Source organism: Limimaricola variabilis, assembly GCF_034371605.1.
Lineage (GTDB): Bacteria > Pseudomonadota > Alphaproteobacteria > Rhodobacterales > Rhodobacteraceae > Limimaricola > Limimaricola variabilis.
In genome coordinates this window covers 59495-84706 of the sequence record NZ_CP139691.1, presented here as the reverse complement: position 1 = coordinate 84706, position 25212 = coordinate 59495, and the positions used below count along the sequence as shown (strand labels likewise).

Genomic DNA, 25212 nt, shown 5'->3' with positions numbered 1-25212 from the left:
AGTTGGCCCCCTTCGTTCATCCGAGCGTCAAAACTCCCGCTCTCTCCACTCTCTCATTGCATCGATGGCTTCGGCGACGGCCCGCTGCGCGGCCTCATCCCCCTCGACATGATCAAAGCCATGATCAGCCCCCGCCACCATGTACAGAGGCAGCCCCGGCTGTCGCCGAGGGCTTCGCGCAGTTCTGGGCGGTTGGAGGGATCCTCGGTTCCCAGCACCGCCAATCCCCTTCCCGGCCAGTCGCCCATCCAGGACAAAAGCGGCGTGCCGAGCAGGCTCGGGGTCAGCCAGATCGCCCGGGTCCGTTCCGGGGCGCAAAGCCCGGCCGACAGGGCCGCGCCCATCGACAGCGTGCCGAGCGATTTGTCGATCAGCCAGACCCGCTCGTAGAGGCGCATGGCCGACAGATGCGCCACGACATCCCGCCCATCCACCGCGATGGGGGTAAACTGCTCGGCACCGGGGGCGCCTAGGAAGGCCTCATCCTCGGCATAATCGAACGCCAGCCGCGCCGCGTCGCAGCCTGCCCGCTCGAACAAAGCGGCGGTGCCCTGCAACAGCGGGCGATCGCAGCCATTGCGCAACCCCGGCAGCACGATCGCCAATTCGCGCCCCTCCCCGGCGGTGAAGCGCGCTTGAAGAGGCGGTCGGCCCGTCGAGGGCGGAATGCGCAGGGCCTTGGTCATGCCGTGACCCTGGGGCCGCCCGCCGCTCCATACAATCGGAAGTTGCGAGAAACTGCTGTCAGGCGCCGAGATAGGCCTCGCGGATGCGCGGGTCGGCGATCAGCTCGGAGGCCAAGCCCGATAGCGTGATCTCGCCCTGCTCCATAACATAACCGCGATCCGCGATCGACAGCGCTGCATAGGCGTTCTGCTCGACCATCAGCAGCGTCACGCCGCGATCGCGCAGGCTCTTCACCACCGCGAACACCTGATCGACCAGCACCGGAGCGAGGCCCATCGACGGCTCGTCGAGCAGCAGAAGCCGCGGCCGGCCCATGATGGCGCGACCGATGGCGAGCATCTGCTGCTGCCCACCCGACAGCCCGCCTGCCGGCAGGGCCGACTTGTCGCGCAGGATCGGAAACAGGCGATACACCTCCTCCATGTCGGGACCGAGCGCATCGCGACGGTGATAACCGCCCAGCGCAAGGTTCTCGGACACGCTCAGATCTCCGAAGATCTGCCGGCCTTCCGGCGAATGGGCGATGCCGAGGCCTGCACGGGCGTGGTCGGGGCGACGCGCGATGTCCTCTCCCTCAAAGCGGATGGCCCCCGCCTTGATCGGCTGCACGCCGGAGATGCAGCGCATCAGGGTCGTCTTGCCCGCGCCATTGGCCCCGACCAGCGAGACGATCTCGCCCTCCCTCACGGTGAGATCGATGCCGTGCAGCACCTCGATCGGCCCATAGGCGCTCCGCAGGCCGGTGATCGACAGGAGCGGTTCGGTGGTCTCAGGCATGGGCGGCGGCCTCGGCTTCGGCAGCGCCATGCACGCCCAGATAGGCGGCGATGACCTGGCTGTTGGTGCGGATCTCCTCGGGCCCGCCCTCGGCGATCTTGCGGCCCTGATCGAGCACCACGATGTGCGACGAGATGCGCATGACCATCCGCATGTCGTGTTCGATCAGCACCACGGTCTTTCCCTCCTCGGCGATGGCGTGGATCAGGTCGTCGACCTCGCGAGGCTCCACCGCGTTGCAGCCCGCCGCCGGTTCGTCGAGCAGCAGGATCGTGCAGCCGGTGACCAGCGCGCGCGCGATCTCCAGCCGCTTGAGCTGGCCATAGGACATCTCCGAAGCCGGGCGATGCGCGAGATCGGCAAGCCCCGCGCGCGCCAGCGCCGCCATGGCGGCGTCGCGGCTTCGGGCGGTCGCGTGCCGCGCCGGGCCAAGTCCCAGAAGATCGGCCAGCAGATTCGATTTCTCCTGCATGTGGCAGCCGGTCATGACGTTGTCGAGCGCGCTCATCTGCGGAAAGACCTGCAAGTTCTGGAAGGTGCGGGCCATGCCGCATCGCGCCAGCTCATGCGCCGGCAGGCCGGTCACGTCGCGCCCGTCGATGCGCACGGTCCCCGCACTCGCGCGGTAGACGCCGGAGACGAGGTTGAACAGCGTCGTCTTGCCGGCGCCGTTCGGACCGATGATCGAGGTCACCTCACCCGGCTTGGCGGTGAAGCTCACCCCGTCCACGGCCTTGATGCCGCCAAAGGCGATCCCGATGCCGTCGATCTCGAGGCTCATGATTTCCTCCGATTCCACAGATCGGCGATGAAGGGCACGAGGCCGCGGCGCATGGCGATCATCGTGACAACCATGATCGCGCCCAGCACCATGTGCTCGTAATCAGCGAAGACGGTGAGCAGCTGCGGCAGCGCCGTCAGGATCAGCGCCCCGACCAGCGCCCCGAAGACCGAGGCCGCGCCGCCCAACACCGCCATGGTCACCATCTCGACCGAATGCATGAAGCCCCCGGTTTCCGGGGTGATGTAGCCATTGGCCAGCGCCAGTAGCGCCCCGGCCACGGCGGCATAGATCGCCGAGATCACGAAGGCGCGCGACTTGGCCCGGGCCACGTCGATGCCGAGCGAGCGCGCGGCGACGTCGCTGTCGTGAATCGCCCGCAGGGCGCGGCCCGACGGGCTGTTCGCGAGGTTCACGGCAATCGCCGCGCCGATCGCCGCGACGAAGCCCGCGACCCAGTACCACGCCTCGGCCGATTTCAGCTTCAGCCCCACGAGCTTGAACAGATTGCGGGCATTCATGCCCGACACGGTCATGCCGTCCGGCCCGCCGGTCAGCCAGGCCTCCTTGGACAGGACCATCCAGATCAGCATACCAAGGCCCAGCGTCGCGATGGCGAGGTAATAGCCCGACAGCCGCAGGATCGGCCGGCCTACGACCAGCGCCAGCAGCCCTGCCAGCGCCACGCCCCCCGCCATGGCGAGCGGCGAGGGAATGCCGTAGTTCGGGCCGATCGCCGTCGCATAGGCGCCGATCGCGAAGAACCCGGCATGGCCGAGACTGACGAGGCCGACATAACCGAGCAGCACCACGATGCCGGTGACGGCCAAGGTGTTGATCCAGACCAGCGTGCCGACGCGGTAGAAATAGCTCGACGGAAAGATCAGCGCGCCGAGGGCGACGAGAACCGCAAAGATCAGGAAGGTGCGCAGCCCCGGTCCGATCAGGGCGCGCGCCTTGCCATCGCCTGCATGGGCCCGACGGGCCGTTTCGACCGGCGCGGTCGCCGCAGTGGTCCCCTGCCCGGCCATCACACCCGCTCCATGATACGTGCGCCGAACAGACCTTGCGGGCGCAGGAACAGCACCAGAAGGATGACGATGAAGGCGGAGGCGTCCTTGTAGTCCGACGAGATGTAGCCCGCCGTCAGCGCCTCGATCAGCCCGATCAGAAGCCCGCCCGCGAGCGCGCCGAGGGGCGATCCGACACCGCCAAGCATGGTGGCCGAGAAGCCCTTGAGCGCCATCAGCACCCCGACGTCGTAGCTGGTGAAGGTCACCGGCGTCGCCAGCACCCCGGCCAGCGCGCCGATCGCCGCGGAGAGCGCGAAGGACAGGTTCATTGCGCGGCCGGTGTTGATGCCGACGAGCGCGGCCGCCATGCGGTTCGACGCGGTGGCACGAATGCCGCGCCCGGCGCGGGTGCGGTTCAGGAACCACGCCAAAAAGGCGAAGACCGCGACGCTGCCGCCGATGATCCACAGGCTCTGCGGCAGGATGGTGGCCCCGCCGACGCGCAGGGGCGCGTCGCCGGAAAAGCCGTCATATCGATGGATCTGCTTGTCGAAGACTGCCTGCATGGCACCGCGCAGGAAGATGCTGGCGCCGATCGTGATGATGATCAGCGACACCAGCGGCGCCTGCCCCGCCGGCCGGATCGCCAGCCGGTAGAGCAGAACCCCCACCAGCATGCCCGCGATCACCGCCAGCGGCGCGGCGATCCAGACCGGGACGCCCGCACCGATCAGCGCCGCCGCCGTCATGCCGCCGATCACCACGAACTCGCCCTGTGCGAAGTTCACCACGCCGGATGCGTTGTAGATCAGGGTGAAGCCCAGGGCGATGGCCGCGTAGATCGCGCCCACCGTGATCCCCGAGATCAGGAATTGCAGAAGCTCCGACAAGACGCGCCCCTTCTATTCTTCGACCGGTTTCCAACCACCATCCGCGACCTCGAGGATGCGGAAGGCCGACAGGTCGAGCCCCATGTGATCCTCGGGCGTGAAGCTGTAGACGCCGGTGACGCCCGCATGGCCCTCGGTCGCTTCGAGCGCGTCGCGGATGTCGACCGGATCGGTCGAACCGGCCCGCTCGATCGCGTCGACCAGCAGGTGGAAGGCGTCATAGGCATAGCCGCCGAAGGTCGAGGGCTTCTCGCCGTATTTTTCCTCGTAGGCCGCGATGTAGTCCTGCACCGGCTGACGCTGCGGGTCGTCCTCGGCGAGCTGGTCGGGGATCAGCAGCGGCGTCGCGGGCAGGCGCAGCCCCTCGGCCGCTTCGCCGGCGAGATCGAGGAAGGCATCGGAGGCGACGCCGTGGCTCTGGTAGAACGGCAGATCCAGCCCGAGCTGGGCGTAGTTGCGCGTCACCACCGCCGGGCCTTGGCCGAAGCCGGGGTTCACAATCGCCTCGATGCCATCGGTGGCGGCGATGTTGGTGAGCTGCGGGGTCATGTCGCTGTCGGTCGCGCCATAGCTTTCATCGGCGACGATCTCGACGCCCGAGGCTTCGGCCACGTCGAGGCACTGTTCGCGCATCGAGGCGCCGAAGCCGTCGGTGCCCGAAATCAACCCGACCTTCGACAGGCCGCGCGCCGTGATGTCGGCAAAGATCTTCTCGCAGGCCATGCGGTCGGTATGCGGGGTCTTGAAGACGAATTCCTGCACCGGGTCGACGATCACCACCGCGCCAGCGAGGCTGATGAAGGGGATCTCGTAATCGGTGAAGAGCGGCGCCATCGCCATGGTCGCGCCGGTGGACGAGCCGCCGATCACCGCGACCACCTCGTCCTCCTCGATGAGACGGGTCGCGAAGGTGCGCGCCTTGTTGGGATCGGCACCGTCATCATAGACGATCAGCTCGACCTCTTCGCCGTTGATGCCGCCATTGGCGTTGAGTTCCTCGACCAGCATCTCGAGCGTCTTGGCCTCCGGGTCGCCGAGGAAGGCGGCCGGGCCGGTGATGGCGAGCGAGGCGCCGATCCGGATCTCGGCGATGGCGGGTGCGGCGGCCAGAATCGCCAGCGCCGAGACGCCGGCGGCAACGGCTTGTCTTCTCATGTCATTCCTCCCTTTCGTCACGCCAAAGCGCGTATTTTTGGCATTGCGTGACGCTTTATTCATTGACCACCCGCGACCGTCATGCAACACATTTTTGCGGAAGCCGCCCCATTTCCGTGCCCCTTTCCTAAACACCGGGCACGGTCCTGAAGGCCGGGGCGTGCGCGACCTGTGGGAGGGACCATGACCGAGCCCAATCTGCTCGAAGAGCTGTCGGACGGCGTGCTGCGCCTGACGCTGAACCGGCCCGAGCGGCTGAACGCATTCACCCCAGACCTGCACGCGGCGCTGCGCCGGGCGCTGTCACGCGCGTCCGAGGACGAGGCGGTGCGCGCGGTGCTGCTGACCGGTGCGGGGCGCGGCTTCTGCGCCGGACAGGATCTCGGCCAGCGCCACCCCGACGCCGAGGGCGGCGCGCCCGATCTGGGCGAGACGATCGGCACGTTGTGGAACCCGCTCGTGCGGGCCATCCGGGACCTGCCCAAGCCGGTGATCTGCGCGGTCAACGGCGTCGCGGCCGGCGCAGGCGCGAATCTCGCCATCGCTTGCGACATCGTCATCGCGGCCGAAAGCGCCCGCTTCATCCAGTCCTTCGCCAAGCTCGGCCTCGTGCCGGATTCGGGCGGCACCTGGACGCTGACCCGGGCGCTGGGCGAGGCACGCGCCAAGGCGCTGGCGCTGACCGGTGCTCCCTTGCCCGCCCAGCAGGCTGCCGAATGGGGCCTGATCTGGAAAACGGTACCGGACGCCGCTCTGATCGAGGAAGCCACCGCGTTGGCCACCGCCCTCGCCAAGGGGCCGACCTATGGCTTTGGCCTGACCAAGCAGGCGATCCAGGCGGCAGGCGGGCAGGATCTCGACGCCAGCCTCGACCTCGAGCGGGACCTGCAGCGCAAGGCGGGCTTCTCGCCCGACTACGCCGAAGGCGTACGCGCCTTCACAGAGAAGCGGGAGCCGGTCTTCACCGGGCGGGCGCAATGAGCGGGGCGGTGGAGATGAAGCTCGACCCGCAGGCGCAGGCCGAGAAGCGCACCGCCGAGATGTGGGCCGAGGACACCGCCAGCAAGGCGATGGGAATGGAACTGCTCGAGGTGGGGCCGGGTCGCGCGGTGATGCGGATGCGGGTGCGCGAGGACATGGTGAACGGCCACGGCACGCTGCATGGCGGCATGACTTTCGCTTTCGCCGACAGCGTCTTCGCCTTTGCCGCGAACAGCTATGACTACCAGGCCGTCGGGGTGCAGTGCGACATCGTCTACCACGCACCCGGTCGGCTGGGCGACCTGCTGACCGGCACCGGCACCGAGGTGACCCGCAACGGACGCTCGGGGCTTTACGACGTGGCGGTGCGCCGCGAGGACGGCACACTGATCGCCAGTTTCAGGGGCACATCGCGCATCGTGACGCGGCGCTGAGGGAAAACGGCGCGGGAGGACGCGCCAGAGGGAGGACGAGATGCTCACAAGACCCACCGGGGCGCGCGCGCCCCTCGACCCGATCGAAACCGCCTCGCGCGACGAGATCGCCGCGCTGCAGTTGCGGCGGATGAAGGAAACCCTGACCCGCGCCTATGAAGGCTCGCCCTTCTACAAGGCGAAGTTCGACGCCTGCGGCGTTCATCCCGGCGATCTCAAGTCCCTGTCGGACATCAGGAAGTTTCCCTTCACCGTGAAGCAGGACCTGCGCGACAACTACCCGTTCGGCATGTTCGCCGTGCCGCAGGACCGGATCGCGCGGCTGCACGCCTCCTCGGGGACGACCGGCAAGCCGACCGTGGTCGCCTATACTAGGAACGACATCGACACCTGGGCCGACCTGATGGCCCGTTCGATCCGCGCCGCGGGCGGCGCGCCGGGCGACATCTGCCACGTCGCCTATGGCTATGGCCTGTTCACCGGGGGCCTCGGCGCGCATTACGGGGCCGAGCGTCTTGGCTGCACCGTGGTGCCGGTCTCGGGCGGGATGACCGAGCGGCAGATCACGCTGATCGAGGATTTCAAGCCGTCGATCATCATGGTCACCCCCTCCTACATGCTGTCGATCCTCGACGCCTACCGCGCCGCCGGGCTCGATCCGCGGCAAAGTTCGCTGCGAACCGGAATCTTCGGTGCCGAGCCCTGGACCAACGCGATGCGCGAGGAGATCGAGCAGGCCTTCGACATGGACGCGGTCGACATCTTCGGCCTGTCCGAGGTCATGGGCCCGGGCGTCGCGCAGGAATGCGTCGAGACCAAGGATGGGCTGCATATCTGGGAGGATCACTTCTACCCTGAAATCATCGACCCCGAGACCGGCGAACCGGTCGAGGACGGCCAGAAGGGCGAGCTGGTCTTCACCTCGCTCACCAAGGAGGCCTTCCCGATCATCCGCTACCGCACCCGCGACCTGACCCGGCTGCTGCCGGGCACCGCGCGCTCGATGCGGCGGATGGAGAAGGTGACCGGGCGCAGCGACGACATGATCATCCTGCGCGGGGTCAATGTTTTCCCGACCCAGATCGAGGAACAGATCCTGAAATGCGCGGCGCTCGCCCCGCATTACCAGATCCACCTGTCGCGGAGCGGCCGGATGGACGAGATGTGCATCCATTGCGAATGCAAGACGGAGGTCGACGAGGCGACGGCGCAGGCCGCCGCGCGCGAACTGACCGGCCATGTAAAGAGCGTGGTCGGCGTGTCCTGCAAGGTCGAGATCAAGCCTTGCGGCAGCATCGCCCGCTCCGAGGGCAAGGCACGCCGCGTCGTCGATGCTCGGCCCAAGGGCTGAATTGTGCCTTTGACGCGAGGGCAGTACACGGGTCCTCGCGCACAACCCGGAGCCGACATGTCGCCTGACGCCCTCGACCATGCCCTCGCCGCCCATCCGGTCAGCGCCGGCGCCTTCATCGTCACGCTCTACGGCGACGTGGTGGCACCGCGCGGCGGCGAGATCTGGATGGGCAACATCATCTCCGCCTGCGCCGCCGTCGGGCTGAGCGAGAGCCGGGTGCGCACCGCCGTCTCGCGGCTGGTGGCGGCCGAGAGGATCGAGGGCGTGAAGGACGGGCGGCGCAGCTATTACCGGCTGACCCCCTCGGCGGCAGAGGAATTCCAGCGCGCCGCCCGGCTGATCTATCGCCGCCCCCGGGCCGAGCCGCTGAAGGGCTGGCACCTCGTTGCCCTGCCGCAGGGGCCGGGCCGCGAGGCGCTGGTGGCGCGGCTGACGCGGCTGCGCTTCGGCATGGCCGACCCCTATTTGGCGATCCTTCCCGATCGCGGCGATCCGCTGCCGCGACTGGGCGCGCCGCATTTTCGCGCCACCACCGATGACGACCTCACGGAGATGGCCCGCGCGGCCTGGCCGCTCGAGGCGCTGGCCGAACGGATGACGCGATTCATGACGGCCTTCGCCCCGCTCGACGGCGTCTCCTGCAGCCCCGAGGAGGCGCTCGGTCTGCGGTTGCTGCTGGTCCATGTCTATCGCGACATCGCGCTGTCCGATCCGGCGCTGCCGCTGGGCATGCTGCCCGAGGATTGGCAGGGACCGGCGGTGCGAGCGCTCTTCGCCCGGCTCTACCTGCATCTAACGCCCGGCGCCGATGCCGCCGTGGCCCGAGACTTCGTCGATCGCGACGGCCCTCTCCGGGCAGATCCGACCCGGATCGCCCGGCGCATCGCCGATCTCTCCTACGACTGACCCCCTTGCCCGTTCCGCTGGGCGGAACAGCGGCAGAAGCATCACGCGACCTCCGCCTTGTGACTTGAAACGTGCCGCTTTACGTGTCACATAATTTGCAGGAAGCGTAGAATCCCGTGAGGTGATTGCCGCGCACCTCATCCGTAGGAGACCTGTCATGTATGCACAGCTCGTCGAGACCGGGGCCGCCGAGACTTCGGAGAAGGACCGGGAGTTCCAAGCCAAGATCGACCGCGGCGTGCGGATCGAGGCCAATGACTGGATGCCCGAGGGCTATCGCAAGACGCTGATCCGCCAGATCGGTCAGCACGCCCATTCCGAGATCGTGGGCCAGCTGCCCGAGGGCAACTGGATCACCCGCGCGCCGAGCCTGCAGCGCAAGGCGATCCTGCTGGCGAAGGTGCAGGACGAGGCCGGGCATGGGCTCTACCTTTATTGCGCGGCCGAAACGCTGGGCATCTCGCGCGACGAGATGACCGCGCAGCTGCTGGCGGGCAAGGCCAAGTACTCCTCGATCTTCAACTACCCCACCCTGACCTGGGCCGATATCGGCGCGGTCGGCTGGCTGGTCGATGGCGCGGCGATCATGAACCAGGTGCCGCTGCAGCGCTGCTCCTACGGGCCCTATTCGCGCGCCATGATCCGCATCTGCAAGGAAGAGAGTTTCCACCAGCGCCAGGGCTTCGACATCATGCGCCAGCTCTGCCAGGGCACCGAGGATCAGAAGGCGATGGCGCAGGACGCGCTGAACCGCTGGTGGTGGCCCTCGCTGATGATGTTCGGCCCCTCCGACAAGGACTCGGTGCATTCCGAGCAGTCGATGAAGTGGGGCATCAAGCAGAACACCAATGACGAGCTGCGCCAGAAATTCGTCGACCAGACCGTGCCGCAGGCCGAATGGCTGGGCCTCACCGTGCCCGACCCCGACCTCGCCTGGAACGAGGACAAGGGCGGCTACGATTTCGGAGAGCCCGACTGGACGGAGTTCTACGAGGTGCTCAAGGGCAACGGCCCGTGCAACCGCGACCGGCTGGCGGCGCGCAACAAGGCCTGGGACGACGGCGCGTGGTATCGCGACGGGCTGACCGCCCATGCCGAGAAACAGCAGACCATCGCGGCGGAGTGAGCGAGATGAGCAAGGAATGGCCCCTGTGGGAGATCTTCATCCGCGGTCAGCACGGGCTGTCGCACAGGCATGTCGGCTCGCTGCATGCGCCCGACGCCGAAATGGCGCTGAAGAACGCGCGTGACGTCTATACCCGCCGCAACGAGGGCATGAGCATCTGGGTGGTGGAATCGAACAAGATCACCGCTTTCGACCCGGACACCGCCGAGCAGAACTTCGCGGCGCCGAAGTCCAAGGTCTACCGCCACCCGAGCTTCTTCGAGATCCCCGACGACGTGGGGGCGATGTGATGGATCCGCTTGTCACCTTCTGCCTGCGGATGGGCGACACCACGCTGATCCTCGGCCAGCAGACCGCGGCGTGGTGCGGCCACGCCCCGGTGCTCGAGGAAGACATCGCCTTTGCCAATATGGGCCTCGACCTGATCGGCCAGACCCAGCTGTGGTACGAGATCGCCGCCCAAACCGAGGGCAAGGGTCGCACCCCGGACGACCTCGCCTTCTTCCGCACCGAGCGGCAGTTCCTCAACGCGCAGCTGGTAGAGCGGCCGAATGTCGACTTCGCCCATGCGCTGATGCGGCAATACCTGTTCGATGCCTGGCACCTGCCGATGCAGGAGGCGCTTTGCGAGAGCGGCTTCGAGCCGATCCGCGATCTGGCACAGAAATCGGTGAAGGAGGTGCGCTATCACATCGACCGCTCGCGCGACCTGATCGTGCGCCTGGGCGACGGTTCGGAGGAGAGCCGTGCCAAGATGCAGGGCGCGCTCGACGCGCTGTGGCCCTATGCGGCCGACCTGATGGCGACCGACGAGGTCGAGGAGACGCTCGCGGCGCAAGGCGTGCTGTCGGGCCTCGACCGTGTCCGCACGGCCTTCGAGGCCGAGACCGCCGCCACGATGTCCCGCGCGACGCTGGAGATCCCCGGCAACGGCCACGCCCGCATCGGCGGTCGCACCGGCATCCACACCGAGACCATGGGCTATATCCTGGCCGAGATGCAGTCGATCCCGCGCAGCTTCCCCGACGCACGCTGGTGAGCGCGATGCGCCCCGATCCCGACACCGTGCGCGGCTGGCTGGGCGAGGTGCCCGACCCCGAGATCCCGGCGATCTCGGTCGTGGATCTCGGCATCGTCCGCGACGTCGGCTGGGAGGAGGACACGTTGGTGGTCGACGTCACGCCAACCTATGCCGGCTGCCCCGCGACGCTGGTGATCGCGCTCGACATCGAAACCGCGCTGCGCGACCGCGGCATCGACAAGGTCGAGGTGCGTCGCAGGATGTCGCCGCCTTGGTCGACCGACTGGATCACCGATGAGGGGCGCCAAAAGCTGCTCGATTACGGCATCGCCCCCCCGCAACTGAATGCCGCCAACTGCGCCGGTATGCTGTCGGCCCAGAGCGCCGCCTGCCCGCTTTGCGGCTCGGAAAACACCGAGGCCATCGCGGCGCGCGGCTCTACCCCCTGCAAGGCGCAGTTCCGCTGCCGCGACTGCCGCGAGCCCTTCGATTACTTCAAGGCGATCTGATGCAAGAGTTCTATCCGCTGACCGTCACCGGCATCGACCACGACACCCGCGACGCGGTGGTGGTCTCGCTCGCCCCCGCCAAGGGCGACTGCGCCAAGTTCCGCTTCCGCCCCGGCCAGTATCTTACCTTTCGCCGTGAATTCGAGGGCGAAGAGTTGCGCCGCTCCTATTCGATCTGCGCCACCCCCGAGGAGGGGCTGCGGGTCGGCATCAAGAAGGTCGATGGCGGGGCGTTCTCCAGCTTTGCCAAGCACGATCTGAAGGTCGGCGACACGCTCGAGGCGCTGCCGCCGCAGGGCCGGTTTCATGCGCCCGAAGAAGCAGGCGAGAAGCACTATCTCGGTTTTGCCGCGGGCTCCGGCATTACCCCGGTGCTGTCGATTGCCAAGAGCATCCTCTCAGGTTCTCACGCTGCCCGCTTCACGCTGGTCTACGGCAACCGGCAGCTGTCATCGGTAATGTTCAAGCGCGAGATCGGCGACCTGAAGGACCGATATCTCGACCGGCTGAACGTGGTGCATGTCTTCTCGGGCGAGGCGCAGGAGATCGAACTGTTCTCGGGCCGGATCGACGCCGAGAAATGCCGCGCGCTGTTCGGCCCCTGGGTCAGCCCCGAGGCCGAGATGGCCTTCATCTGCGGCCCCGAGGCGATGATGAAGGACGTGGCGAGCGCGCTCGAAGAGGCGGGCATGCCGAAGGAAAAGATCAAGTTCGAGCTGTTCGGCGCCGCCCAGCCCGGGCGCGCCAAGATGCGGGCCGCCGCGCAGGCCGCGCGCGAGAGCGGCGACATGGTTCGCGCGACCGTGATCCTCGACGGCGTGTCGCGCAGCTTCAAGATGCCGCGCAGCGGCCAGTCGGTGCTGGACGCGGCACGCGAGCATGACATCGACGCGCCCTTCTCCTGCAAGGCGGGCGTCTGCTCGACCTGTATCGGCCGGGTGAAGTCCGGCGAGGTCGAGATGATGCAGAACTACGCGCTCGAGGACAACGAGGTGGCGGACGGGCTGGTGCTGACCTGCCAGTGCCTGCCGCTCTCGGACGAAATCATCATCGAATACGAAGGACACTGAGCATGCTGGACGCCATTCCCACCGAACCGCGCCGCCTCGAGTCCTATGTCGCCGGCCGCTGGCAGGCCGGCACCGGCGAGGGTCAGGTCGTGGCCGATGCCGCGACCGGTGATCCGGTCGCCCGGGTCGACGCCACCGGCATCGACATGGAGGAGATGCTGAGCTTTGGCCGCGAGAAGGGCGGCCCTGCTCTTCGTGAAATGACCACGCATCAGCGCGCGATGATGATGAAGCGGATCGGTCTGGCGCTGATGGAGCGCAAGGAGGAGCTCTACGCGATCTCCACCGCCACGGGCGCGACCCGTTCCGACAGCTGGGTCGACATCGAGGGCGGCATCGGCACGATGCTCTCCTACGCCTCCAAGGGCCGCCGCGAGTTGCCCAACGCGCATGTCATCCCCGATGGCGCGCCTGAGATCCTGTCCAAGGATGGCAGCTTCATTGGCCAGCACATCCTGATGCCACTGGAAGGCGTGGCGATCCACATCAATGCCTTCAACTTCCCGGTCTGGGGGATGCTGGAAAAGCTCGCGCCGACATGGCTCGCCGGCATGCCCGCGATCGTGAAGCCCGCGAGCCAGACCGCCTATCTGACCGAAGCCTGTGTGCGGCTGATCTTTGAGACCGGCGAACTGCCCGAGGGCGCGCTGCAGCTGATCTGCGGTCGCACCGGCGACCTGCTGGACCGTGTCACCTGCCAGGACGTGGTGACATTCACCGGTTCGGCCGCGACGGCGCGCAAGCTACGCAATACGCCCGCGATCATCGAGAACGCTGTGCGCTTCACCGCCGAGGCCGACAGCCTCAACGCCTGCATCCTTGGTCAAGATGCCACACCCGAAAGCCCGGAGTTCGATCTTTTCGTCAAGGAAGTGCATCGCGAGATGACTGCCAAGGCGGGTCAGAAATGCACCGCGATCCGTCGCGCCATCCTGCCGCGCGCGCTGGTCGAACCGGCCGTCGAGGCGCTGAAGGCCCGAATCGAGAAGACCGTGATCGGCCATCCCGGCGATGCGGCGACGCGCATGGGCGCGCTGGCCTCTACGGATCAGGTCGAGGAGGTCCGCCGCGCCGTAGAGGCGATCGGCGCCGAGGCCCGCATCGCCATCGCACCGGGGGCGGTGCCGGAGACGGGTGCGTTCGTCGCGCCTTGCGTGTTGGTCTGCGACCAGCCACTGACCGCCAAGGCCCCGCACGAGATCGAAGCCTTCGGCCCAGTCTGCACGCTGATGCCCTATGACACGCTGGACGAGGCGATTGAGATCGCCAATCGCGGCGCGGGCTCGCTGGTCGCCTCGGTCTTCACCGACGATACCGAAGTCGCAAAGACGCTGGGTCGCGGCATCGCCAAGCTGCATGGCCGGGTGCTGTTCGGCAACCGTCTCTCGGCCAAGACCTCGACCGGCCACGGCTCCCCCCTGCCCCAGATGGTGCATGGCGGGCCGGGCCGCGCGGGCGGCGGCGAGGAGCTCGGCGGCATGCGCGCCGTGAAGCACTTCATGCAGCGCACCGCGCTGCAGGGCACGCCGGACCAGCTTACCGCCGTCATCGGCCAATGGATGCCGGGTGCCACCCGCCGCGAGACCGACGTGCACCCGTTCCGCAAGTCGCTGGCGGAGCTGGAGATCGGCGACACGGTCGTTACGCCCGCCCGCAAGGTGACGGTCGAGGACATCGAGCATTTCGCGACCTTCACCGGCGACACTTTCTACGCCCACATGGATGAGGCCGCTGCCAAGCGAAACCCGTTCTTCGAAGGCCGCGTCGCGCATGGCTATCTGATCGTCTCCTTCGCCGCCGGGCTCTTCGTGCAGCCCGATGAAGGTCCGGTACTGGCGAATTACGGCGTCGACAATCTGCGCTTCATGACCCCGGTGAACGCGGGCGACAGCCTGCGCGTCCAGCTTACCGCCAAGCAGATCAACCCGCGCGAAACGGATGATTACGGCGAGGTCCGCTGGGACTGCACCGTGCTGCGCGACGATGCCGAGGTGGTGGCGCAATACGACGTGCTGACGCTGGTGGCAAAAGAGCAGCGGGACCTCTGATGGCCCGCGTCTATGCTTATGACGGGGTGGTCCCGGTGGTCGATCCGACCGTCTTCGTTCACCCCGAAGCCGTCCTGATCGGCGATGCGCATGTCGGGCCCGGCGCCTATGTCGGCCCCGGCGCGATCCTGCGCGGTGATTTCGGCCGGGTCATCGTCGGCGCCAACGCCAATCTGCAGGAAACCTGCGTCATGCACGCCTTTCCGAACAAGGACGTGGTGATCGAGGAACGCGGCCATGTCGGCCATGGCGCGGTGCTGCATGGCTGCCGGGTGGGCGAGAACGCCATGGTCGGCATGAACGCGGTGATCATGGACGACGTGGTGATCGGCGCCGAGAGCATCGTTGCCGCGCTGGCCTTCGTGAAGGCCGGGATGCAGATCCCGCCGCGCTCGATGGTGGTGGGCATGCCCGCCAAGGTGATCCGAGAACTCACCGAGGAAGAGGTCGCATGGAAGAGCCAGGGCACGGCGATCTACACCCGCCTCGCCGCCGAAGCCCGGGACAAGCTGGTGTCCTGCGATCCCCTACCCCGCGCCGAGGAAGGCCGCCGCCGGATCGAGGCGCCCGCCTATGATCCGAAATACCTCGCCACGCCGACCCGCTAGAGCGGCAGCACGCCCCGCGTCTTGACGGCGCGCAGCACCATGTTGGTCTGCGCGCTGGCCACCGCGGGCTGGCGAAACAGGAATTCCTCGAGAAAGGCATTGTAGGCGGCAAGGTCGCGGCACAGCACCCGCAGGTGGTAATCCGCCTGCCCCGTGGTGGCATAGCATTCCTGCACCTCGGGCCGGGCCCGCACCGCGCGAATGAAATCCTCGACCGGCCGCATTTCGTGGCGCACGAGGCTGACATGCACGATTGCCTGAAAGGTCAGGCCGCAGGCTTCGGGGTTGAGCCGAACGCCCGGTCGCTCGATCGCGCCCGCCTCTTCGAGAGCCCGCACCCGCCGCCAGCAGGATGAGGCCGACATGCCGACCTTCTCGGCCAGATCGGCGTTCGACAGCCGGCCGTCCTCCTGAAGAGCGGCGAGGATGCGGATGTCGGCAGGCTGGAGAGATTCGACCATGGCATTCCGAAATCAGGCGACCGTTTGAAACGGCATTCCGCAAACTACCGCTGATCGCGCGAAACTGAAAGCAATATCCAGACCGTCGGGTCCAGAGTGAAACGAGCCAGAGTCGGGGAGGACTCCGCCATGACCGATCAATCGCACCGCTTCCGCAGCTACCGTCTGTCGGACCGCTATGACCGCACCGAGGGGCGCGTTTTCCTGACCGGCACGCAGGCGCTGGTTCGGGTGATGCTCGACCAGGCGCGACGCGACCGCGAAGCGGGGCTGAACACCGCCGGCTTCGTCTCGGGCTATCGCGGCTCTCCGCTGGGCGCGCTCGATCTAGAAATGTGGCGCGGCAAGGCGCAGCTCGAAGCGCATCGGATCGAATTCCTCCCTGCCGTGAACGAGGATCTGGGGGCGACTGCCGTGCTCGGCGCCCAGCAGGTCGCGCTCGACCCCAGGCGCGAGGTCGATGGCGTGTTCTCCATGTGGTACGGCAAGGGGCCGGGCGTCGACCGTTCGGGCGACGCGCTCAAGCATGGCAACGCCTATGGCTCCTCGCCCAAAGGCGGCGTGCTGGTCGTCGCAGGCGACGACCATGGCTGCGTCTCCTCCTCGATGTCGCACCAGTCCGACGTCGCCTTCATGGCGTGGTTCATGCCGGTGCTGAACCCGGCCTCGGTCGGCGAATACCTTCCCTTCGGGGAATGGGGCTTCGCGCTGTCGCGCTTTTCCGGCACTTGGGTCGGCTTCAAGGCGGTGTCCGAGACGGTGGAGAGCGGCCGCTCGGTCGAGCTGCTGCCGCCCCGCGATTTCGTGCAGCCCGATTTCACCGCGCCGCCGGGCGGGCTGCATGTCCGGCTGTCGGACCTGCCCAGCCCCGAGATCGAGGCGCGGATGCAGCACAAGCTGGCCGCGGTGCAGGCCTTTGCCGAGGCCAATCCGATCGACCGCGCGATCTACGACATTCCCGACGCCCGCTTCGGCATCGTCACCACCGGCAAGGGCCATCTCGACCTGATGGAGGCGCTGCGGCTCCTGGGCCTCGACGAGGCCGAGTGCCGCCGCCTCGGGATCGACATCTACAAGGTCGGCATGGTCTGGCCGCTGGCCCGCCGCGCGGCGCTCGACTTCGTGCAGGAAAAGCAGGAGGTGCTGGTCGTCGAGGAGAAGCGCGGGATCATCGAGAGCCAGCTCAAGGAATACTTCTACGACTGGCCCGGCCACAAGCCCGCCCGCATGGTCGGCAAGTTCGACGGACCGGGCAATCCGCTTCTTCCCTGGACCGGGGAGCTGTCCCCCAAGGTGCTCCTGCCGGTGCTGGCGCGGCGGCTCGACAAGATGTTCCCCGGGGAAGGCTTCCCGGCCCGCGCCCGCGCGCTGACCGAGACTCCGCCACCGGTGCTGTCGATCCCCGGCGCGACGCGCACGCCCTATTTCTGCTCGGGCTGCCCGCACAACACCTCGACGAAGCTGCCCGAAGGCAGCCAGGCGAATTCGGGCATCGGCTGCCACGTGATGGCCTCGTGGATGGACCGCGAAACGCTGGGCTACGCGCAGATGGGCGGCGAAGGCGTGCCTTGGGTCACCGCGTCGAAGTTCAACGGCAATCGCCACATCTTCCAGAACCTCGGCGAAGGCACCTGGTACCATTCCGGCAGCCTCGCGATCCGGCAGGCGGTCGCGGCGGGGACCAACATCACCTACAAGATCCTCTACAATGACGCCGTCGCGATGACCGGCGGCCAGCCGGTGGATGGCCCCGTCAGCGTTCAGGGCATTGCCCAGTCCTGCCGGGCCGAAGGGGTGGAGCGGATCGCGCTGGTCTCGGACGACCCGCTGAAATTCGATCACGCGGATTTCCCCAAGGGCACCACTATCGACCATCGCCGCCATCTCGACCGGATCCAGCGCGAACTGCGCGAGATCCCGGGCGTCACCGTGCTGATCTACGAGCAGACCTGCGCCACCGAGAAGCGCCGCCGCCGCAAGCGCGGCACCATGGAGGACCCCAAGCGCTTCGCCGTCATCAACGAGCTGGTCTGCGAAGGCTGTGGCGACTGCTCGGTCGCATCGAACTGCCTGAGCGTCGAGCCGCTGGAGACCGAGTTCGGTCGCAAGCGGAAGATCAACCTGTCGAGCTGCAACAAGGATTTCTCCTGCCTCGAAGGCTTCTGCCCGAGCTTCGTCACCGTCGAGGGCGCGACGCGCCGCAAGCGCGAAGGCGCGGGCCTCGACATGATCGAGACCGCCCGCGAACTGCCGCTGCCGGACCTCCCCACCCTGTCGCGGCCCTACGACCTGCTGGTGTCGGGCGTGGGTGGCACGGGCGTGGTCACGGTCGGCGCGCTGATCACCATGGCGGCGCATCTGGAGGGCAAGGGCGCGAGCGTGCTCGACTTCACCGGCTTCGCGCAGAAGTTCGGCACGGTGCTGTCCTATATCCGCCTCGCCCGTAGCCCAGACGAGATCAGCCAGGTCCGTATCGAACAGGGCAGCGCCGACGCGGTGATCGCCTGCGACATCGTCGCATCCTCTTCGCCCAAGGCGAGCGTCTGCTACCGCCCCGGCACGCGGGTCGTGCTCAATCGGGCCGAAATGCCCACCGGCGATCTCGTGCTGCATCGCGACGCCGACCTGAAGGTGGATGCCCGGGAAGCGGCGATCGCCCAGGCGGTCGGGGCCGAGGGGCTCGACGCCTTTGACGCCAATGCCGCCGCCGAGGCGTTCCTGGGCGATGCCGTCTATTCCAACGTGATGATGCTCGGGCATGCCTGGCAGCGCGGGCTGGTGCCCGTCAGCCTTGCCGCCCTGGAACAGGCGATCGAACTGAACGGCGTCTCGGTGGAGAAGAACCGCGCGGCGCTGGCCTGCGGCCGGCTGATGGCCGCTCGTCCCGACGCGCTCGACCCGGCTCTGGGCCACAGCGAGCGGGCCGAGGAGACGGTCGATCATTTGATCGCGCGCCGGGCCGAGTTCCTCGAAGCCTATCAGGACGTGGACTGGGCGGCGCGCTACCGCGAGAAGCTCGCCAGCTTCCGCGCCGCGCTGCCCGAGGAACATGGCGACGAACTGACCGGCCTCGCCGCGCGGTCGCTGTTCAAACTGATGTCCTACAAGGACGAGTACGAGGTGGCACGGCTGCACGTCGAATCCGGCTTTGCGGACAAGCTGCGCGAGGAGTTCGACGGGAACTTCACCGTCACCCATCACCTCGCGCCGCCCCTGCTCCCCTTGGGGCGCGATTCCCGCGGGAGGCCGCGCAAGCGGGGCTTCGGGCCGTGGATCGGACCGGTCTTCAACCGGCTTGCCCAGATGAAGCGGCTGCGCGGCACGCGGCTCGATCCGTTCGGCTATACGGCCGAACGGCGGATGGAGCGCGCGCTGATCGGATGGTTCGAGGGCGTGATGGCGGATTGCGCCAAGACGGCGGCACAGGCCGACCCGGATATCCTTCGCGCCCTGCTGTCGGCACCGATGGAGATCCGCGGCTTCGGCCCGGTGAAGGCCGAAGCAGTCGAGCGCGTCAAACCGCAGGTCGAGGCGCTGCGCGCGCAGCTTGGCTGAAAGATCGTGGTGGCGTGGTCAGGCGACCACGCCGCCGCTCACGCCGCGAGAGGGCGCGCGGCCATGGCCACGCCCAGCCGCGCGACCATGCCACGGACCAGCCCGGCGATCGCCTCGGCGCGCATCCGGCGGGCTTCGACCAGCAGGGCATCGACCTGGCTCTGAGTGGGGCGGGCGTAACGGGTATTCGGGGACATTTTCGACAGTTCCGGTTCAGCTGCGGGCGATCCTGCCCGCCCGCTTCAGATGGACCTGTCCGCCGCCGGATGCCAGTCATTCCCGCCTTGCGTTGCCTGCATGGATCACGGGACATACCGGCACGAAATGCCGGCGCGTGTCGATGGCAATACATTTGGCGATAAGGGGAAAGTGGCGGAGACGAAGGCCGCCACCATCATGCAGCACTTCGTCGCTACCTGTCTTATAGCGCCTTACGAGACAAGAACTTATTACAGAATTGCTGTAGAGACCTGTTGCGTCCCAATGCATAAAGCCTTATTATTTATGATGGGTACGAAGGTGGGTAAGCTATGCCGAAGCTCGCTAAGCAACTCTCCGCACTTGAAGTAGGGCGCCTGGTGCACCCCGGCCGAGGTCGAAACGCATGCTATGCTGTTGGAGGCGTGGCTGGCCTCATGTTGCAGATCACGCCGAATGGTGGTCGCACTTGGCTACTGCGCGTGGTGGTCGGCAACCGCCGTCGCGAGATTGGCCTGGGCGGCTACCCCGAGGTTTCACTGGCCCAAGCTCGTGATCGAGCAAGGGAAGCCAAGGAGAGTATAAGGCAGGGGATTGACCCGGTTGAGGAGCGCAAGGCAGTTCGCGCGGCCTTAATGACTGCCCAGCGCCGAGGCCTCGCCTTCTCGGATGCCGTCGACCGCTACCTCGATGCAAAGCTTTCGGAGTTCAAGAATGCCAAGCATGCAGCGCAATGGCGCTCCACGCTTGCCACCTACGCCATCCCCGAGCTCGGGCACATGCCGGTATCTGATATAACCGTACAGGATGTGCTGCATGTGCTGCAGCCGATCTGGTACGACAAAACCGAAACGGCAAAGCGGCTGCGAGGTCGCATCGAAGCGGTTCTCTCCTGGGCCACCGTGGCTGGGCACCGTACAGGCGGCAACCCGGCACTATGGAAGGGCAATCTCGATGCGCTACTGCCCAAACCGGGACGCGTGGCGAAGTAGAGCAATCACCCTGCTGTCGCCTTGACTGATGCGGCAGCTTGGTTTGGAGCGCTGCGTCAAAGGGAAGGCATGTCGGCGCGGGCGCTGGAATTTCTGGCTCTAACTGCATCTCGGTCTCAGGAGCTCCGCGGTGCAAGGCGGGAAGAGATCGATCTCGAGCATGCTCTTTGGACGGTTCCGGCTCACCGTATGAAGATGGAGCGCGAGCATCTGGTACCTCTTCCGGAGAAAGCGATGGTTCTCTTGAGCCGTCTTCCAAGATTACAGGGCAATCCATTGGTGTTCCCTGCGCCGCGCGGCGGAGAATTGTCCGACATGTCACTCTCGGCAGTCATGAAGCGGATGCATGCTTCGGAACTTGCTGCTGGCCGCGCGGGCTGGCTCGACAAGCGCAACCGCCGCCCAGCAGTGCCACACGGACTTCGCTTGACATTCAGGGACTGGGCCGCCGAGAACGCCTATTCGCGAGAGATGGCAGAGATCGCCCTAGCCCATCGTGTCGGCTCGGAGGTGGAACGGTCATATCTTCGTACGGAACTCTTGGAGAATCGTCGGGACATAATGCGGGCTTGGAGCGAGTTCCTCTCGGGATAAACGTTGCAGGACGCAACACATACTCCACCAGGCTGACCATGACTATTTCTTCACTTCCCGGCCAGATCCGGCTTTCCGAAGTTTTTCGCGACCTCGCGAAATGTGTCCCCCGTCAGCGCCTCTGGGACATCTGAGTTGATTTTGTAGCGGAGGGTTTCTGGCTCATCGTAACCACCGAGGAGTGGAGATGAGACAGAAACCCGGAACAGCCAGACCGACGGCGGAGTCGCTGGTGAAGGACATCCGTCGGCGCACGCGGAAGCACCATTCAGCCGAGGAGAAGATCCGTATCGTCCTGGATGGGCTGCGAGGCGAAGACAGCATTGCCGAACTCTGCCGGCGCAAGGGGATCGCCACGAGCCTCTATTACAGTTGGTCGAAGGAGTTCCTCGAGGCCGGCAAGAAGCGTCTCGCGGGCGACACGGCCCGCCAGGCCAGCAGCCCCGAGGTCAGGGAGTTGCGGCACGAGGCCTCGGCGCTGAAGGAGGCGGTGGCCGATCTCACCCTGGAGAACCGCCTGCTCAAAAAAAGCATGCTCGGGGATGGGGGAGACGAGGCATGAGATATCCCGCCTCCGAGAAGCTCGAGATCATCCGGCAGGTGGAGCGGTCACACCTGCCGGCGAAACGGACGCTCGACATGATCGGCGTGCCGCGCACGAGCTTCTACCGCTGGTATGATCGCTACCTGTCGCTTGGCCCCGCCGGGCTCGAGGACCGGCCCTCGCGACCGAGCCGGGTCTGGAACCGAATTCCCGACAAGGTGCGCGAGCAGATCGTCGAGCTGGCCCTGGAGCAGCCCGAGCTGTCACCGCGGGAGCTCGCCGCCCGCTTCACCGACACCCGTCGCTACTTCGTGTCCGAGGCCAGCGCCTACAGGGTTCTGAAGGCCCATGACCTGATCACCAGCCCGGCCTTCGTGGTGATCAAGGCGGCGGACGAGTTCCACGAGAAGACGACCCGGCCGAACCAGCTCTGGCAGACCGACTTCACCTATCTGAAGGTCATCAGCTGGGGCTGGTTCTACCTCTCGACCATCCTCGACGACTACAGCCGCTACGTCGTCGCCTGGCGGCTCTGCACGACGATGAAGGCTTCGGATGTGACCGCGACGCTGGAAGATGCCCTGGCCGCCTCGGGCTGCGACCGGGCCACCGTCGCCCACCGGCCCCGGCTGCTCAGCGACAATGGCAGCAGCTACATCTCCGGGGAGCTGGCCGGTTGGCTCGGTGACAAAGGCATGGACCATGTGCGCGGCGCCCCGAACCACCCCCAGACCCAGGGCAAGATCGAGCGCTGGCACCAGACCCTGAAGAACCGCATCCTGCTCGAGAACTACTACCTGCCCGGGGCGCTCGAAGAAGCCGTGGCGGCTTTCGTCGACCACTACAACCATCACCGCTACCACGAGAGCCTCGGCAATCTCGCCCCTGTCGACGTCTATCTCGGCAGGGCCGACACCATCCTCAATCGACGAAAGGAGATCAAAGCCAGGACGATCGAAAAGCGCCGTTCGCTGCATCGCCAGACGGCGGCATGAACCGAACCTTGAACGAGCCAGACCCTCCGTTCGACATCAGACCATCGTGTCCCAAATCATCTGACGACGGACATTCCAGAGGTTATAGCCTGGCAGCACGACTCTTTTTGCCGCGGCGATGGCTTCGAAAGGGCTTCCGGAATAGCCCGAGGTTAGACGATTCCAGGCGGCGACATCGAGCGAGGGTGTTCGTGGGTGACCCTATTCCGATCGATGAGTCTCACCGTGAAGATATATCGGTGAGACTTCGTCTATGTACGCACGAAAACAGCCGAGGCGTGTTTTCGCGCGGCTCGGTTGAAGTTTTGTCGCTCATTCTGTGGGAAAAGGCTCAGATTGCATCTGAGTGATCATGCTCAGTTCCCCATGTACTCCATGCTCGAAGCCAAGCTTCCAGAAGTGAAAAGGTGTCATCGTGTACTCGACCGCGCACCCGGCCCAGCCGCGAAGCCCGCTCTCCTCGCAAGCTTGCGTTGCAGTATATGCAGGGATGAGGGCGCTTCCCGCGGCGAATATAGAGCCAGCTGCGAGGGTTGTTCGCCAAGCTCGTAATGGCATCCGCCCGGTTGCCCCATCGACCGATCCGGTGAAGGTCTCAATGCGCCTGAGCCGGCGTTTACGCTTTCGTTTGATATGAGCGATCGTTAGAAGCAATGCACCAATCACCAGCATTGCTGTATACTGGTTCAGTGTATTGAGACCGAAGTATCCGAGGTATTCATGCGCGTATCTGATTGCCGGGCCGAATTGCATGAGGGCGCCAGCAAGCGCAATAATAATAAAGAGCCCGATGGCTCGTTTACGCTCACCACTACGAATATGGGTTTCTGCGTACTGGGTGAGATCCTCAATCGCCTCATCACCGTAGGTGCCAAAGACATTCTGGAGCCGTGCCCAAGCAGTGGATTGCTCTCGCTGCCCCTTGCTAGCCATAAGGCACGCAAGGATGTCGCGCCCTGCTGGAATTGAACGCAATGCTTCGAAATCATGTGCGAGGACAGTCTTGGAGACAAAACTCCAGTTGGGAGCTTGGACGCCAGTGATGTAGGGGGCGGTGACGTGCCTTCCGGGCTTATAGATCTTCCACCATTTGCGATCGTTGTGGAGATCGCGGGTAGTTGCCTTGGCCACCGCGGTAAGCGCTTCTGCCTCGTATGTCGCGCGAGCCTTTCTGAATGATGTTTTGGTGAGGTCGGTGCGTTTGATGAACAGGTCCGGCTGTGACAGAAAATCCTCTGTTCGATGATTAATGTAATACCTTAAGTCGCTGTCTTCCTCGTAATTGAAGTTCGGTGTTGTCTTGAGGCTGGTGATGAGTGCCAGCCCGGATACGGCGGTTCCGGTGGCATTGCAGCGCTGGCACTGAATTCGTCCGGTCCGGTCGCAGGGGTGGCAAGCGAAATACTTGGCACCGCGGCAGGAACCGCAAGTGATGTAGGTGCTTCCACGGCAGGCGGTACAGTTCCCTTGGTAGCCGCTTCCGCCGCAACCAAAGCAGTTCGCGGTCCGAGATTGCCGGACCATTTGGCCATTGATGTTGTTGACCGTGACTTCTTCGCGTTTTCCACTGCCCCCGCAACTATAGCAGCGCTGGCGACCGGTACAGCCACAATAGTGACAGCGAACCTCGCCATCGTTGTCGCACCTCCGGCACCGAGTTCGGCCGTGGCCGCTGCAGCTGTTGCACTGGTAGTTGCCTTGGGCATCGCAGGTCTGACAGTCGTGTTTATAGTTGACCTGCTCTTGATGGAACGATTCATCTTCCGAAGCCGTAGTTTTCTTGAGAAAATTGGCACTGGGCGCATCGGGCCAGTTGGTAACATTGAAGGCAGTCGCGGCATCATTGAGTTTCTTTGCCGCTGAGTCCTTATCACTATAAGTCGCCACTCCGCTTCTCGCGTCGATGTACTCAAGCTTGTGTGATATCTCGAGATCGAGATGGGGAGTAAAATTATGTATGGTCGGCGTGATCTCTATCTCCCCAAGGTCATCGCGTTCGATGCCAAGGTAGACTGCTAGGCCATCAATCTGATCACTGAGATCCTTGCCTATAGTTTCGACATGCTTTCGCTCAATAGCCATGTCGGCTCCTTTTCTCTCATTTTGGCAGATCGCTCTAACTTTGGGGAGCAGTAAAAATAGAATGCGATCGTACGGGGACGTTATCTTTCCTTCAAGTGCCTCGCGCAACTCATGGTGGAGACTTTCGATGACGTATGGTGTTTCAGGTGACACTGGATCATCGGCGCCTCTCCAGCCGTTGGCATCATCGGCGCCAACGCCGGCTTCACTTGCCGGCTCAGGCGCAAGGCGGAGGATCGCTAGACAGCGCCGAGAAGCAACTGGCTCAACAATGACAACGCGAAATAAAGATAAATGAGGTTGGCACTTGACGCTTCTGACTTTTTCCGGTCGAGAGTTTATGGGCGTCATCGGATGACTTTTTTGTGGCGCCATGAGAAACCCTGGAATGAGTTCTTGCCCGGCGACAGCCTTCTATAAAGTGAGGGGCC

At 65.5% G+C, this 25212-nt stretch carries 24 protein-coding genes; 15 read left to right on the top strand and 9 right to left on the bottom strand.

The genetic code is table 11. The annotated features are described in order from the left end of the window. Nucleotides 1-53: 53 nt before the first annotated feature. The 6 genes from T8T21_RS00420 to T8T21_RS00395 are packed head-to-tail and all read right to left on the bottom strand — an operon-like array spanning nucleotide 54 to nucleotide 5303. Complete coding sequence (locus tag T8T21_RS00420; RefSeq protein WP_322336352.1) at nucleotides 54-686, bottom strand: hypothetical protein; 633 nt, start codon at nucleotides 684-686, stop codon at nucleotides 54-56. A gap of 58 nt (nucleotides 687-744) precedes the next feature. Beyond that, nucleotides 745-1464: an ABC transporter ATP-binding protein gene (locus T8T21_RS00415; RefSeq protein WP_322336351.1), complete on the bottom strand. Its 720-nt coding sequence runs from the start codon at nucleotides 1462-1464 to the stop codon at nucleotides 745-747. Then, nucleotides 1457-2245 (bottom strand): ABC transporter ATP-binding protein, encoded by a 789-nt coding sequence (locus T8T21_RS00410; RefSeq protein WP_322336350.1) that lies wholly within the window; start codon nucleotides 2243-2245, stop codon nucleotides 1457-1459. The genes T8T21_RS00415 and T8T21_RS00410 overlap by 8 nt, the downstream gene beginning before the upstream one ends. Then, complete coding sequence (locus T8T21_RS00405) at nucleotides 2242-3276, bottom strand: branched-chain amino acid ABC transporter permease (RefSeq protein ID WP_322336349.1); 1035 nt, start codon at nucleotides 3274-3276, stop codon at nucleotides 2242-2244. Before T8T21_RS00405 ends, T8T21_RS00410 begins: the two co-directional genes overlap by 4 nt. Further along, the gene (locus T8T21_RS00400) at nucleotides 3276-4148 is read right to left on the bottom strand and encodes a branched-chain amino acid ABC transporter permease (protein WP_183472633.1); all 873 of its coding nucleotides are present in this window, start codon (nucleotides 4146-4148) and stop codon (nucleotides 3276-3278) included. The genes T8T21_RS00405 and T8T21_RS00400 overlap by 1 nt, the downstream gene beginning before the upstream one ends. Nucleotides 4149-4160: 12 nt before the next feature. Next, nucleotides 4161-5303, bottom strand: a complete 1143-nt coding sequence (locus tag T8T21_RS00395; protein WP_322336348.1) for an ABC transporter substrate-binding protein — start codon at nucleotides 5301-5303, stop codon at nucleotides 4161-4163. Between the two features lie 183 nt (nucleotides 5304-5486). Here T8T21_RS00395 and paaG point away from each other — a divergent pair, with 183 nt between their 5' ends. From paaG to T8T21_RS00340, 11 genes are all read left to right on the top strand, one after another. Next, nucleotides 5487-6284, top strand: coding sequence for a 2-(1,2-epoxy-1,2-dihydrophenyl)acetyl-CoA isomerase PaaG (gene paaG / locus T8T21_RS00390; RefSeq protein WP_322336347.1), 798 nt, complete (start codon nucleotides 5487-5489; stop codon nucleotides 6282-6284). Next, the gene (gene paaI, locus T8T21_RS00385) at nucleotides 6281-6718 is read left to right on the top strand and encodes a hydroxyphenylacetyl-CoA thioesterase PaaI (RefSeq protein WP_322336346.1); all 438 of its coding nucleotides are present in this window, start codon (nucleotides 6281-6283) and stop codon (nucleotides 6716-6718) included. Before paaG ends, paaI begins: the two co-directional genes overlap by 4 nt. Before the next feature lie 40 nt (nucleotides 6719-6758). Next, entirely contained in the window at nucleotides 6759-8069 is a 1311-nt protein-coding gene (gene paaK, locus T8T21_RS00380) for a phenylacetate--CoA ligase PaaK (protein WP_322336345.1), read from the top strand. 57 nt (nucleotides 8070-8126) lie between these two features. Continuing rightward, nucleotides 8127-8978: a PaaX family transcriptional regulator gene (locus T8T21_RS00375; protein ID WP_322336344.1), complete on the top strand. Its 852-nt coding sequence runs from the start codon at nucleotides 8127-8129 to the stop codon at nucleotides 8976-8978. Nucleotides 8979-9135: 157 nt separating this feature from the next. After that, complete coding sequence (paaA, locus tag T8T21_RS00370; RefSeq protein ID WP_183472618.1) at nucleotides 9136-10104, top strand: 1,2-phenylacetyl-CoA epoxidase subunit PaaA; 969 nt, start codon at nucleotides 9136-9138, stop codon at nucleotides 10102-10104. Nucleotides 10105-10109: 5 nt separating this feature from the next. Continuing rightward, the gene (paaB, locus tag T8T21_RS00365) at nucleotides 10110-10394 is read left to right on the top strand and encodes a 1,2-phenylacetyl-CoA epoxidase subunit PaaB (protein WP_322336343.1); all 285 of its coding nucleotides are present in this window, start codon (nucleotides 10110-10112) and stop codon (nucleotides 10392-10394) included. After that, nucleotides 10394-11143 (top strand): 1,2-phenylacetyl-CoA epoxidase subunit PaaC, encoded by a 750-nt coding sequence (paaC, locus tag T8T21_RS00360; protein ID WP_322336342.1) that lies wholly within the window; start codon nucleotides 10394-10396, stop codon nucleotides 11141-11143. Before paaB ends, paaC begins: the two co-directional genes overlap by 1 nt. A gap of 5 nt (nucleotides 11144-11148) precedes the next feature. Continuing rightward, nucleotides 11149-11634: a 1,2-phenylacetyl-CoA epoxidase subunit PaaD gene (paaD, locus tag T8T21_RS00355; RefSeq protein ID WP_322337510.1), complete on the top strand. Its 486-nt coding sequence runs from the start codon at nucleotides 11149-11151 to the stop codon at nucleotides 11632-11634. Beyond that, the gene (locus T8T21_RS00350) at nucleotides 11634-12704 is read left to right on the top strand and encodes a ferredoxin--NADP reductase (RefSeq protein WP_322336341.1); all 1071 of its coding nucleotides are present in this window, start codon (nucleotides 11634-11636) and stop codon (nucleotides 12702-12704) included. Before paaD ends, T8T21_RS00350 begins: the two co-directional genes overlap by 1 nt. 2 nt (nucleotides 12705-12706) lie before the next feature. Further along, on the top strand, nucleotides 12707-14752 hold the full coding sequence (gene paaZ, locus T8T21_RS00345; protein WP_322336340.1) for a phenylacetic acid degradation bifunctional protein PaaZ: 2046 nt from the start codon (nucleotides 12707-12709) through the stop codon (nucleotides 14750-14752). After that, nucleotides 14752-15360, top strand: coding sequence for an acyltransferase (locus T8T21_RS00340; RefSeq protein WP_322336339.1), 609 nt, complete (start codon nucleotides 14752-14754; stop codon nucleotides 15358-15360). The genes paaZ and T8T21_RS00340 overlap by 1 nt, the downstream gene beginning before the upstream one ends. On the opposite strand, the gene T8T21_RS00335 is transcribed toward T8T21_RS00340, so the two are convergent. After that, nucleotides 15357-15821: an Lrp/AsnC family transcriptional regulator gene (locus T8T21_RS00335; RefSeq protein ID WP_322336338.1), complete on the bottom strand. Its 465-nt coding sequence runs from the start codon at nucleotides 15819-15821 to the stop codon at nucleotides 15357-15359. The two genes, T8T21_RS00340 and T8T21_RS00335, sit on opposite strands and share 4 nt — an antisense overlap. A 129-nt stretch (nucleotides 15822-15950) precedes the next feature. Here T8T21_RS00335 and T8T21_RS00330 point away from each other — a divergent pair, with 129 nt between their 5' ends. Next, the gene (locus T8T21_RS00330; RefSeq protein ID WP_322336337.1) at nucleotides 15951-19376 is read left to right on the top strand and encodes an indolepyruvate ferredoxin oxidoreductase family protein; all 3426 of its coding nucleotides are present in this window, start codon (nucleotides 15951-15953) and stop codon (nucleotides 19374-19376) included. Between the two features lie 38 nt (nucleotides 19377-19414). On the opposite strand, the gene T8T21_RS00325 is transcribed toward T8T21_RS00330, so the two are convergent. Then, nucleotides 19415-19573: an RSP_7527 family protein gene (locus T8T21_RS00325; protein ID WP_322336336.1), complete on the bottom strand. Its 159-nt coding sequence runs from the start codon at nucleotides 19571-19573 to the stop codon at nucleotides 19415-19417. A 438-nt stretch (nucleotides 19574-20011) separates the two neighbouring features. Here T8T21_RS00325 and T8T21_RS00320 point away from each other — a divergent pair, with 438 nt between their 5' ends. The 3 genes from T8T21_RS00320 (at nucleotide 20012) to T8T21_RS00310 (ending at nucleotide 22699) form a co-directional block, all read left to right on the top strand. After that, nucleotides 20012-20566 (top strand): tyrosine-type recombinase/integrase, encoded by a 555-nt coding sequence (locus T8T21_RS00320; protein ID WP_407660076.1) that lies wholly within the window; start codon nucleotides 20012-20014, stop codon nucleotides 20564-20566. Between the two features lie 69 nt (nucleotides 20567-20635). After that, nucleotides 20636-21160 (top strand): tyrosine-type recombinase/integrase, encoded by a 525-nt coding sequence (locus T8T21_RS00315; RefSeq protein ID WP_322337509.1) that lies wholly within the window; start codon nucleotides 20636-20638, stop codon nucleotides 21158-21160. A 187-nt stretch (nucleotides 21161-21347) separates the two neighbouring features. Continuing rightward, a protein-coding gene (locus tag T8T21_RS00310) for an IS3 family transposase (RefSeq protein ID WP_322336204.1) occupies nucleotides 21348-22699 on the top strand; the annotation gives its coding sequence in 2 pieces (ribosomal slippage) (nucleotides 21348-21684 and nucleotides 21684-22699; 1353 coding nt in all). Between the two features lie 312 nt (nucleotides 22700-23011). On the opposite strand, the gene T8T21_RS00305 is transcribed toward T8T21_RS00310, so the two are convergent. Continuing rightward, entirely contained in the window at nucleotides 23012-25132 is a 2121-nt protein-coding gene (locus tag T8T21_RS00305; RefSeq protein ID WP_322336334.1) for a hypothetical protein, read from the bottom strand. Nucleotides 25133-25212 lie beyond the last annotated feature (80 nt).